This is a genomic window from Mesorhizobium sp. M7A.F.Ca.CA.003.01.2.1 (genome assembly GCF_003998945.1).
Lineage (GTDB): Bacteria > Pseudomonadota > Alphaproteobacteria > Rhizobiales > Rhizobiaceae > Mesorhizobium > Mesorhizobium ciceri.
Genome location: NZ_RZRA01000050.1, coordinates 1 through 11,575 on the forward strand (window position 1 = coordinate 1; position 11,575 = coordinate 11,575).

Consider the following 11,575-nt stretch of genomic DNA (forward strand, 5'->3'; position numbering starts at 1 on the left):
AGCCAGCTGTCATGCATGACGACGAACTCGCCGTCCTTCGAGCGCCTGATGTCGACCTCGACGATTTCGGCGCCCATGGCGATCGAGCCCTCCACGGCGGCAATCGAATTTTCCGCGTAGAGCGTCTTGCCGGCCTGCATGCTGCCGGCGCGATGCGCAGCCACCATGACGTGATCGCGCCATTGGTTGGCATGCTCGAAGCGGTCGAGGATCTGTCTGGCGCGGGTCTCGCCGGCCAAGGCCTGGCCAGAGGCGGCTGCCACGGCCGTGTAAAGCAGAAAACTCAGCCAGATGGTCCGCATCGAGAATCGCTCCTTGCCGGATCGACACCCGGATAGGCGACGCCCGTGACATCTGGGTGAACGAAGCCGGCTAGCGGAATACTCGCAGCAGGTGCGTCAGATGCGTTTCGAGAGCCTGCGGAACCACGCCATGGCCGGCATCTCGACAAAACGCCAGGTGATCCAGGAGGCGGCAATGGTAGCGGCGAGCATGACGACGATCGCCACCGCCCCCGTCCAGCCGGCACCGAAGCCGGTGGCAGGCTGGCCGCGCAGCATGAAGTCGCCGATCAGGCCAAGGCCGAGCTTGCGCTCGACGAGCCCCGCGACGTTGATCAGGCGCGCCTGGACGAAGATGTGGACCATGTAGATCGAATAGGACAGCGCGCCGAGCGTCAGCATGAACGGGGCTCTGAGCAAGGCGCTGATCCAGCCACCCTCATGGGCGAACAGAAACAGCGCCAGCGCGAACACCAGGGGTGCCGCGATGCCGAAGTCATTGTCGCCCGCCAGCGAAACGAAAAGCACGATGACGGCCACCATGACGATTTCGGCAAGGGTCCAGTCCATCCGCGGGCCGCCCCTGGCGAGAGCCTGTCGCGCCCCTGCAATGGAATCATGCTGAAACCAGGCCAGCAAGGCGCCGAGCGAGAAGCCGTACAGGCAACGGATGAAGCCGAAATCGAAGGACACATCCATATGATGGGTCGAGAAGCCGAGCAGGAACAGCGGCGCGGTGACGGCGGCCGCGACGAACCATATCCAGGCGCGCACGCCGGCGACGAAGACCACGCCGGCAAACAGGAGATAGGCGAAGAACTCGGCCGAAATGCTCCAGCTCGGCGCATTCCAGGTCAATTGATCCTCGAAGCCGACACCCTGCAGCAGAAGGAGATTGGCAAGCAGGCTGTTGAGGTCGAAGCCGCCGGTGAAGGGGGCAGCCCCCGTGCCGTGCAATTGCGGCAGCATCAGCCGCAGCAGCTCGAAACCGGCGAAGGCGGCAAGCATGAGCAGATGCAGCGGGTAGATGCGGCCGAAACGGACCAGGGCGAAACGCGCGACCTGTCCCGGTTGGTTGAGCCGATCGCCGTAGCTGCTGGCGATGACGAAGCCGGAAAGGACGAAGAAGAAATCGACGAACAGGTAGGACGAACCGATGAAGGCGCTTTGCGAAATCGTCGAACCGGTAGGAAAGTGAAACAGCGCCACCAGAAGCGCGCAGATGCCGCGCCACGAATCGAGGACCAGGAAGCGTTCGCCGGCGACCGTGCCGGTGTGGGTCGACGCCGCGGCACGGGTGGGGTTGAGAAACGCGGTCTGCGTCATGATGATACAATCCTGTCTTGCCGTGGCACTCGGGCAGCGCCATTCCGTCTCGCCAAGCTATGACTGGCATCTTCCGTGCCGGTTCTGTAGTTGTTGCAACCCGATGAAAAACGAGGATCCGTAATGGCGAACCACACCATCGACAACGCCTTCACCGCCCGTTCCAAAACGGGCGCCGCGTTCGAGCCGACCTATTCCGGCGCGCTGTCGTTCATGCGGCGCAAATACACCAAGGACGTGAAGGGCGCGGATGCGGTGGTGTGGGGTATTCCCTTCGATGCCGCCGTCACCAACCGGCCTGGCGCCCGCTTCGGGCCGCAGGCGATCCGCCGTGCCTCGGCGATCCTCGACAACGACCCGCAATATCCCTTTTCACGCGATCTGTTCGAGCATCTGGCGGTCGTCGACTATGGCGATTGCCTGCTCGATTCGGGCAACCATCAGAAGACGCCCGGCACGATCGAGCGCGAAGCGGCGAAGATCCTCAAATCAGGCGCCTTCCTGTTGACGCTCGGCGGCGATCATTTCGTCACCTGGCCACTGCTCAAGGCGCATGCCGCCATCCATGGTCCGCTCGCTTTGGTGCAGTTCGACGCCCACCAGGACACCTGGCCGGACGACGGCAAGCGCATCGACCACGGCTCCTTCGTCGGTCGCGCCGTCAAGGAAGGCATCATCGATCCCGACCGGTCGATCCAGATCGGCATCCGCACCCATGCGCCCGACACGTTCGGCATCAAGATCCTCCATGGCCATGAAATCGAGGAGATGCGGGCGTCCGACATTGCCTACGCCATTGTCGACCGCACCGGCGGCAAGAAGACCTATCTCACCTTCGACATCGACTGCCTCGATCCGGCCTATGCGCCCGGCACAGGCACGCCGGTTGCCGGCGGCCCGTCCTCGGCCAAGATCCTGTCGACTCTGCGCCAGCTCAACCAGATCGATATTGTCGGCGCCGATGTCGTAGAGGTTGCGCCGGCCTATGATCACGCCGATATAACGGCAATCGCCGGCTCGATGGTGGCCATGCAATATCTCGGTCTGCTTGCTGAACGGAAAGCCCGGCTTGAAGAGCTGAACAACGGCAATCACAATGGTGCCGCAGTGATTCAGGGTCAGGGCATATAGTCTTGAAAACTCAGGGAATTTGAACAACCCATGAAACCGAAAATCTTCATCGACGGCGAACACGGCACCACCGGCCTGCAGATCAGGGCGCTGCTTGCCGAGCGCGGTGATCTGGAGATCATTTCCATCCCCACCGAGCGTCGCAAGGAAACGGCGGCACGTGCCGAGTTCCTCAATGCCGCCGATGTCGCTATCCTGTGCCTGCCCGACGACGCGGCGAAGGAAAGCGTCTCGCTGATCGCCAACGACACCACCAGGGTCATCGATGCGTCGACCGCGCATCGCGTGGCGGAGGGCTGGGCGTATGGTTTCGCCGAGATGGACAAGGACCAGGCAAAGGCGATTGCCTCGGCAAAGCGCGTCGCCAACCCAGGCTGCTGGCCGCAGGGACCGATCGCGACGCTGCGGCCGCTGGTCACAGCAGGCCTGCTGCCGGCCGATTTTCCGATCACCGTCAACGGCATTTCGGGCTATTCCGGCGGCGGACGGCCGATGATCGAGGACTACGTCGCCAAGGGCGAGGACGCCTCGGAATTCCTGCCTTACGGCCTCACCCTGCAGCACAAGCACGTGCCGGAATTGAGGGCCTATGCAAGGCTGTCGCATGATCCGATCATGCAGCCGGCGGTCGGCAATTTCGCGCAAGGCATGATCACCGTGGTGCCATTGCAACTCGGCGGCCTCGACCATGTGCCGACCGGTGCGGAGCTGCATGCGGCGATTGCCGACCATTTCGCCGCCATCAAGGGCGGTGTGGTCGAGGTGGCGCCCTATGCGCATTCGGAGCGCATGCCGGAGATCGATCCGGAGATCTACAACGGCACCAACCGGATGAAGGTCTATGTCTTCGCCAACGACAAACGGGCGCAGGCCCTGCTGCTGGCGGTCTACGACAATCTCGGCAAGGGCGCCTCGGGTGCCGCCGTCCAGAACATGGATCTGATGCTCGGCCTCTGATGGACACGCCAGCCTTTCCGGCGCGCTGGAAAGTCAGCGCGCCCGAACTCGTTGCCGAGACCTTTTCGAGCCGCATCTGGAAGGTTTTGCGCGAAGACGGATCGCCGGCGATCGTCAAGGCGCTGAAGCCTTTCGATGACGTCGCCGACGAGTTGCGCGGAGAGCACTATCTCGCCTGGCGGCGCGGCGAAGGCGCGGTGCGTCTGCTCGGCCGCGACGGCCACAGCATGCTGCTCGAATATGCCGGTGAAACCCTGCTGCAGCAGGTTCTCGACGAACAGGGCGACTTTGCCGCGACCGCAATCGCGGCGGAGCTGATGGCAAAACTGTTTTCACGGGGGAAAGCCCCCTACCCGCCCGAGCTTCAGCCGCTCCGGGAACGCTTCGCCAGCCTGTTCGACAAGGCGAATACCGATCGCGACGCCGGCCTTGACAGCCTCTATGTCGAGGCAGCCGTCATCGCCGAGCGGCTGCTGGCCGATCCGCACGACATCAGGCCCCTGCATGGCGATCTGCATCACGAAAACATCCTGCACGGGCCGCGCGGCTGGCTGGCGATCGATCCGAAGGGCGTGCTCGGCGATCCCGGCTTCGACGCGGCGAACATGTTCTACAACCCGCTCGACCGGGACGATCTCTGCCTCGATCCGAAGCGGATCGCTGATATGGCCGAGATCTTTGCCAGAACACTGAGCCAGACACCGACCGCTATCCTCGATCATGCCATTGCCTATGGATGCCTGTCGGCGTCCTGGCATCACGAGGACGACAATGCGGTCGAGGAGAATCGCGAATTGTCGATCGTCAAGGCGATCCGGGCGGTGCGGGCAAGCTTCTGATCCGACCCAGTAGATCGGCTCGGGATCAGCCCCTGAGCGCTATTCCCGTCGGCAAGGGATAGGCGCCCTTGGTGCCGCGCCAATGGGCTGCTGCAAAGCCCAGCACGATCAGCGCAAATCCCTGATGGGTCAGCGCCATATGCAACGGCACATGCATGAGCAGCGTGCCGACGCCGATCGAGGCCTGCACCAGCACCAGTAGAAACAGCAGCGTCGCGCGGCGCGCATGCGTCGAGCCTGGCAGCCGCCGGCGCGTGGCGATCATGTGCCACAAGGCCACGACGAATACCGTGTAAGCGCCAAGCCGATGGACGAACTGCACCGTCTTCGGGCTCTCGAAGAAGTTGCGCCATGCCGGCTCGAGGATCAGCAGATCGCCGGGAATGATCTTGCCGTCCATCAGCGGCCAGGTGTTGTAGCTCAGACCCGCATCGAGCCCGGCGACCAGGCCGCCGAGATAGATCTGGATCAGCGCCAGCAGCACGATGAAGCCGGCCAGCCTCTGCGTCGACCTATCGGCGGCAGGCTCGGAATGCGGCGCCAACCCGCGCGCGACCACCATGGTGGCGGTGAAGATCAGTGCGGCAAGGGTCAGGTGGGTCGCCAGGCGGTACTGGCTGACGGAGACCCGGTCGACCAGGCCAGAGGCCACCATCCACCAGCCGATGGCGCCTTGCAGGCCGCCAAGCAGCAGAATGCCCACGAGTTTCCGACCCAGGCCGCGCTCGATGCGGCGCGTTGCCCAGAAAAACAGCAGCGGCAAGGCGAAGACCAGGCCGACGCTGCGCGCCAGGATGCGATGCGCCCATTCCCACCAGAAGATCGATTTGAACGCTTCGATGCCCATGCCCTTGTTGAGCTCGGCATATTGCGGGATCTGCTGGTAGAGCTGGAATTCCTCTTGCCACTCGGCATCGTTGAGCGGCGGGATCACGCCATGGATCGGCTTCCACTGCGTAATCGACAGGCCGGAATCGGTGAGCCTGGTGGCGCCGCCGACCAGCACCAGCGCAAACAGCACCAGAAGCACCACATAGAGCCAGGCGCGCAGCAGCGCCCGGTTATGCAGGTCGCGGTCGCGGGCGACGTATGGCGCGGCAGCTGATATGGCAGCCATGATCTTGTCCCGGCAGGTTGATTTGGCGGATTGGTGGACCATCGCACCCGTGCTGGCAAGACCATCCGGCGCGGCACGCCGTCGCGCCGCGTCTCACCGGTTGCGCAGTCTCGCCTCAAGGCCTATGCGAGGCCGTTACCCCTTGAGCCTGCCAGGCCGCCTGTGCAAATTCCGGCATGCTCGATCAGGAGACCAACCATGCCCCTGCGCCTGAAAAAGCTGATCGGAATGTTTCTGCTGGTGGCGCTGGTCATCATCTATGCGCTGGTCGCATCGATCTTCGCGGTCGCCCGGCTGTCGGAGTCGGGTCCGTGGGTGCATTTCCTGTTCTTCCTGCTCAGCGGCCTGGTCTGGGTGCTGCCGGCAATGGGCATCATCAAATGGCTGATGCTGGAGCCGAGGGCCAAGCGCTAGGCGAAACCGCCAGCGTCAGATGGTGACGACCATCTTGCCGGCATTGGCGAGCGGCGTCGTCACGCCCGACAGCATGGTGCGAATATGGGCGAGGCTCTGATAGCGGCCGTTGACGGAAATCCGCGGCAAAGCCTGCAGGAACCCGGCATGTTCGGCGCGCAGCACGCCGTGGCGCGTCGTCACGGCAGAGGTGTAGCCTGCGTCACGGGCAAAGCCGACTTCGCGACAGCCTACGGCACTCGCATAGCCATAGGGGTAAGCGAAATGGCGGGGCTCTTCGCCCAGTTCGGCCAGCAACATGGCGCGCACGGCGCCGATCTCGTGCCGGGCATCGGCTTCGGAGAGCCGCTTCAGATTGCTGTGGTTGATCGTATGGGCGCCGATCGTCACCAGCGGATGCGCGGCGATGCGGCGGATTTCGTCCCAGTTCATCAATGTGCGCAGGCGCGGACCGTCGGCGTCGATGCCATTTGCGCGAGCCAGATCGCGCAACACCGCCTGCAGGTCCTTCTCGCGGATTTCGGAGGTGAGATAGGCGTGCAGGCGTGCATTGGCCTGCAGCTTCTTCGCGGGGGTCGAGCAATCGATCGTCAGCGGACCCTTCGGCCGCGTCAGCGTCAAGGTATCGCGCGCGTTGACGATGTCCTCGACAACGTCCCACCACAGGTCGGCTGTGCCGTTGATCAGCCCGGGCGCGACATAGATGGTGATCGGCGCGCCGTGCTTCTCCAGCACCGGCAGCGCCTCGACCATATTGTCGCGATAGGCATCGTCGGCGGTGATCGTGGCAAACTGACCGCCTTTGCCGCCCGCCTTGATGCGCTCGACGGCTTCGTCCATGGAGACGAAGGCATAGCCATGCGCCTTCATGTCGGCGATCATGGCATCGAGGAACCCGGGCGCGATATTCAGATGCCGGTTGACGCCGTCCGGCTTTTCCGGCGTCGCGGTAACACGGTGCAGCATCAGGATGGCGCCAATGCCGCCGATGAACGGCTTGGCCAGCGGTGCAAGGCCGGTATAGCGGGCGACGTTCAGCGCCAGTTTCCGGATTGCCTCCCCGCCGTCGATCATTCATTCACCTTTTGCGCCTAGGCTGATCCAAGCACGGAATGCGCCTATGCGAACCCCCAAATCGCGACCAATACGCCCTAAGGATTGAGGTATGGTTGACGCAACTGCGTCATTTGACGGCAATCGGCTTGCGGCAACCGAGGCATCGTCGCGCGCCTTGCCACGGGACCGTGCCGGCCTGTCGATCTCGGTGGCGTCCACGGACGGACTGGCGGCCTATGCCGAGTTCTGCCGCTCGGCTCTGTTTGGTCCGGCGCAGAGTGCTGCCTGGATCCTGAACTGGGCGGCCGAGACACGACCGGACCTGCTCGTCGCGACGCTGAGTGCCGAGGGCAAACCGGTTTTTTCGCTGGCGCTGGAGGTTGCCTCGAAGGGGCCGTTCCGGATCGCCCGCTTCATGGGTGGGCGCCACGCCAACGGCAACTTCGTCGCCGCGGACCCGAACTGGCTGGCCAAGGTGGATATGCCGGCCCTCCGATCGGTGCTGGCGGCCATCGCCGAGGCACGCCCGGACATCGATCTGGTCGCGCTCGAGCGGTTGCTGCCCGATCTCGACGGCGTCGCCAATCCGCTCGCATCGCTTGACCATTTTTCCAGCCCCAATCTGTCGCTGGCCGTCGATCTCGCCGGCGGCTTCGATGCGCTGCTTTCTCGCGCCAGTGGCAAACGCAAACGCAAGAAGCACCGGTCGCAGATCCGGAAATTCGAGACCGTCGGCAGCCACCGGCGCATCGAGGCACGCACCCCGGACGAGATCGACAGGCTGCTCGACGCCTTCTTCGAGATGAAGGAACTCCGCTTCCGCAAGATGGGCATCGCCAACGTCTTCGGCGACGCGCAGGTGCGCGGCTTCTTCCGCGCGCTGTTTTCGCAAGCACTTAGCGAGGACAAGCCTTCCTTCGTGCTGCACGGGCTCGAGGTTGCCGGCAAGCTGCGCGCCATTACCGGTTCAAGCCGCTCGGGCAAACGCCTGATCTGCGAATTCGGAGCGATCGCCGAGGACGATCTCGGGCACGCCAGCCCCGGCGACTTCCTGTTCTTCGACAACATCCAGGAAGCCTGCGAGACCGGTTTCGAGGTGTATGACTTTTCGGTAGGAGATGAGCCTTACAAGCGGCTGTGGTGCGATATCGAAACGCGGCATTTCGAAGTGCTGGTCCCCTTGACCGTGAAGGGCCGCATGCTGGCGCTGACGCTTCGGCAAGGCGCGCGGCTGAAAGCCTTCGTCAAGAACAGCCCGACGATCTGGAAGCTGACCAAGGTGCTGCGCCGCAAAGCCGCCGGCCAGGCGGCGCCCTCGGAAGAAGATAGCTAACGCAATGACGCCGATCATCCGCACACTGTCCCTGCAGGAACTGGCGCTTCTCGTCGACTGGGCAGCTGCGGAAGGCTGGAACCCAGGTCTTGAAGACCCGGCGATGCTCCAGGCGGCGGACCCCGAAGGCTTCATCGGCGCCTTTGTCGGCGACGACATGGTCGCGGCAATTTCGGCCGTGGCCTATGGCAGCGAATTCGGCTTCATCGGCCTCTACATCTCCCGGCCTGACATGCGCGGCATGGGCTACGGCAAGACGGTGTGGGACGCCGGCATGAAAAGGCTTGCAGGCCGGACCGTCGGCCTTGACGGCGTCGCCGAGCAGCAGGCCAATTACCGGCGCAAGGGCTTCGCGCCGGCCTACGAGACCATCCGCTTCACCGGGCGCAAGGCAGGCCCGACGGCCAGGGCCGATGGGTTGCGGATGATTACAACGCAACTCCTGTCCGATGTCGTCGCCTATGACGCCCATTGCTTTCCGGCGCCCCGAGACGCCTTTCTGAAGCGATGGCTGCAAGAACCGCATCATGGGTTGGCGGCAATCGGTTCGCGCGGCGTCACCGGCTTTGGCGTGGTGCGCCGGTGCCGATCCGGCTTCAAGATCGGCCCGCTGTTTGCCGACGACATGGAAATCGCTTCGCAACTCCTGGAGGGACTGGCCGGTGCCTGTGAGGGCGGCGAGCTGCATATCGACGTCCCCGCCGATAACACCGGTTTCATAACTGCGCTCGATGCGGCCGGCTTTGCGCCGACCTTCACCACCACGCGCATGTACAAGGGGCCTGCCCCGGAACTGGACCTGCAAAGGGTGTTCGGCGTAACGACCCTGGAACTGGGCTAGATCGGGCGAACCGCTGAACGGCTCCGCCAGGCGATCCGCAGCTCTCTCAGGCGGCGGCAGTGCGCCGTCCCGGCACCGGATTGCCGGGCGGTTCGTGGCCGAGCGGCGTCACCAGCGTCAGGTCGGGATAGCCGTTCTCGATCAGCTTGACGGCAGCCTGCGTCACCTCGTCGTCGGCCTCCAGCATGGAGAGAAAGACCTCGGTGGCGTCGCCGGTCAGACGGCCGATGCCCTGCGCGTCGGCTGGTCCGCATTCGACCACGACCAGATCATAAGCCGTTGTCAGCGACTGCATAATGATCGGCAGCCGGTCGGCAGCGCGCATGGCGCGGACCGGATCGGCGGTTCCGACCGGAATGACGTGACAGTCCGAGTAGAGATCGGCATGGATGACGTCACTGAACTGCGCTTCCGAAGCGAGCAGGTTGGTGATGCCGGGAAAAAGTCCGCTGTCCAGCATCGGCCGCGAGGCGGCCCCCGACGCTGTGAGGTCCAGCAACAGCACGCGCAGCCCGGCGTCGGCGACTTCGCGCGCCACCAGGATCGCCGATGCAGCCGCCTCGTCGCCTTCCGGCGAGACGAATATGGCGCGCGCCGCACCGCTTGAGATCAGCTTTTCGGCAGCCCTTTCGATGTCGATCTCGCCCAGGGTGGAGCGCGCCGGTTCGGGCTCGACAACCGTTTGCTCTGTCGCCGCCGTAGCGGGCATTGCGACCGCATCCGGCGCCTCGGCCATGGCCTGCATCGCAGCGGCAAAAGGCTCCGCATCGGCTTCATGCGCAGGTTCAGGCAGTTCCTGGTGAATGACGGGTTCCTGGAAGACGGCAGGCTCGTGGCGGACAAATGGCTTGGCGGCCGGCGTCTGCGCCACATGGGGCATCGCGACCTCATCGATCCGTTCGAAACGGGAACCGCTCGCCGGCCGCATCGCGCGGCCTGAGAACAGCTCCCGCAGAAGCGTCACGATGGCCATGATCAGCAGCGATGCGGCGAAAGCCGCGCCGACGATCGGCCCCACCTTCGGGAAATAGGCCTCGGAGGGAACCGACGCCTTCGAGGCGATCCGGGCGTCGACCGGCAGATAGTTGCGGTCCTGGCGCGAAGCGGCTTCGCGGTAGTTGGTCAGGTAGAGTTCGAGCTGCTGTCGCTTGGCGGTCGCGTCGCGCTGCAGTGCGTCGAGGTCGACCTGTTGTTCGCCGGCCTGCGCCGAAGCGGCTTTCAATGTGTTGACGTCGGCGACGAGCTGGTTCTCGCGGGCCTTTGCCGTCTCGGCCTGCATCAACAGGCCTTTCATGATCTTCTGGGCCTCGCTGCGGATCTGCGCGTCGAGATCGGACAGTTGCGATTTCAGCGCGCGAATGCGCGGATGATTGCCAAGCAGCGTCGTCGACAGATCGGCGATGTTGGAGCGCAATTCGACCTGTCGCTCACGCAAGCGCTGGATCAGGTCCGATGACAGAACCTCCGGCACTGCGTCCAGCGAACCGCCATTCTGCAGCGCCCTGCGCACACCGTCGGCGGTCGCTTCGGCCGCAGCGCGGTTGGCGCGCACTTTCGACAGTTCGCTCGACAGTTCCGAAAGCTGCTGGGTGGCCAGCACCGAATTGTTGCCACCCATCAGAAGATCGGACTGGGCTCGGTAGGCGGCGACCTTCGCCTCCGCATCCTTGACCTGCCGCTGCAGGTCGGCGATCTCGGGCGCCAGGAAGTCTGCCGCGGCGCTGTTCGATTCGAGCTTGGCCGCCCCTTGCCCCGCTATATAGGCGGCAGCGATGGCGTCCGGTATGGCGGCCGCGAGCTTGGGATCTTCCGATGAGAACTCGATGGCAATGATGCGGGTCTTCTCGACGCCGTAGACGTTGAGCTTCTCGTGCATTTTCTTGAGCACGCGCTCTTCCGTCGGAATTTCCATCGGGTCGCTTTTCAGGCCGACCAGGACCAGAGCGCGGCTCAGCGCCGACATGTCGAGCGCTTCATTGAACTCGGGCAGTTTTTCCAGCCCAAGCTTTTGCGAGACCTGCTTGAGGATTTCGTTGGAGGAAATGATCTGGACCTGGGTGGCGACGCCCTGCTCGTCGAGAATAGGCTTGTCGGTGTCGTTGTTGTTGCTGGCCGGCCGCGTGTAGATGGATTCGCGCGGCGCGATCTCCACCTGCGTCTCGGCCTTGTAGTGCCGGGTTGCCAGCGAGGCGAAAGCAAAGGCCAGCCCGGTCGCCAACAGGACGACGAGGCCTATACGCAGCCAATTCCTCGCCAGGCTGGCGAAGAGCTGCCTGAGAT

The 11,575-nt window shown here is 64.0% G+C and carries 11 protein-coding genes; 6 read left to right on the forward strand and 5 right to left on the reverse strand.

What is annotated here, in order from left to right:
- Together EN969_RS04150 and EN969_RS04155 are read right to left on the reverse strand one after the other, a co-directional pair.
- Positions 1 to 302 (reverse strand): glycerophosphodiester phosphodiesterase family protein (locus EN969_RS04150; protein WP_281059996.1); only part of this gene is annotated, 302 nt, incomplete at its 3' end.
- 96 nt (positions 303 to 398) lie between these two features.
- Positions 399 to 1,607: an acyltransferase gene (locus tag EN969_RS04155; protein ID WP_013532210.1), complete on the reverse strand. Its 1,209-nt coding sequence runs from the start codon at positions 1,605 to 1,607 to the stop codon at positions 399 to 401.
- 123 nt (positions 1,608 to 1,730) lie between these two features.
- Between EN969_RS04155 and speB the strand changes: the two genes are divergently transcribed.
- The 3 genes from speB to EN969_RS04170 are packed head-to-tail and all read left to right on the forward strand — an operon-like array spanning position 1,731 to position 4,534.
- Positions 1,731 to 2,738, forward strand: a complete 1,008-nt coding sequence (gene speB / locus EN969_RS04160; protein ID WP_013532211.1) for an agmatinase — start codon at positions 1,731 to 1,733, stop codon at positions 2,736 to 2,738.
- Positions 2,739 to 2,768: 30 nt separating this feature from the next.
- Positions 2,769 to 3,695 (forward strand): N-acetyl-gamma-glutamyl-phosphate reductase, encoded by a 927-nt coding sequence (argC, locus tag EN969_RS04165; protein ID WP_013532212.1) that lies wholly within the window; start codon positions 2,769 to 2,771, stop codon positions 3,693 to 3,695.
- On the forward strand, positions 3,692 to 4,534 hold the full coding sequence (locus tag EN969_RS04170) for an aminoglycoside phosphotransferase family protein (RefSeq protein WP_199489656.1): 843 nt from the start codon (positions 3,692 to 3,694) through the stop codon (positions 4,532 to 4,534). The genes argC and EN969_RS04170 overlap by 4 nt, the downstream gene beginning before the upstream one ends.
- Before the next feature lie 25 nt (positions 4,535 to 4,559).
- Here the strand turns inward: EN969_RS04170 and EN969_RS04175 are convergent, their stop codons facing one another.
- On the reverse strand, positions 4,560 to 5,651 hold the full coding sequence (locus tag EN969_RS04175) for a COX15/CtaA family protein (RefSeq protein ID WP_082826667.1): 1,092 nt from the start codon (positions 5,649 to 5,651) through the stop codon (positions 4,560 to 4,562).
- A gap of 198 nt (positions 5,652 to 5,849) precedes the next feature.
- On the opposite strand from EN969_RS04175, the gene EN969_RS04180 reads away from it, so the two are divergent.
- Positions 5,850 to 6,065: a DUF2842 domain-containing protein gene (locus EN969_RS04180; protein ID WP_063167779.1), complete on the forward strand. Its 216-nt coding sequence runs from the start codon at positions 5,850 to 5,852 to the stop codon at positions 6,063 to 6,065.
- Between the two features lie 15 nt (positions 6,066 to 6,080).
- On the opposite strand, the gene EN969_RS04185 is transcribed toward EN969_RS04180, so the two are convergent.
- The gene (locus tag EN969_RS04185) at positions 6,081 to 7,139 is read right to left on the reverse strand and encodes a polysaccharide deacetylase family protein (RefSeq protein ID WP_063167778.1); all 1,059 of its coding nucleotides are present in this window, start codon (positions 7,137 to 7,139) and stop codon (positions 6,081 to 6,083) included.
- A 91-nt stretch (positions 7,140 to 7,230) separates the two neighbouring features.
- Between EN969_RS04185 and EN969_RS04190 the strand changes: the two genes are divergently transcribed.
- Positions 7,231 to 8,454, forward strand: a complete 1,224-nt coding sequence (locus EN969_RS04190) for a GNAT family N-acetyltransferase (protein ID WP_063167777.1) — start codon at positions 7,231 to 7,233, stop codon at positions 8,452 to 8,454.
- 4 nt (positions 8,455 to 8,458) lie between these two features.
- Positions 8,459 to 9,295, forward strand: a complete 837-nt coding sequence (locus EN969_RS04195) for a GNAT family N-acetyltransferase (protein ID WP_063167776.1) — start codon at positions 8,459 to 8,461, stop codon at positions 9,293 to 9,295.
- A 46-nt stretch (positions 9,296 to 9,341) separates the two neighbouring features.
- Here EN969_RS04195 and EN969_RS04200 read toward each other — a convergent pair.
- On the reverse strand, positions 9,342 to 11,575 hold a 2,234-nt coding region (locus EN969_RS04200; RefSeq protein WP_127418997.1), incomplete at its 5' end, for an exopolysaccharide transport family protein.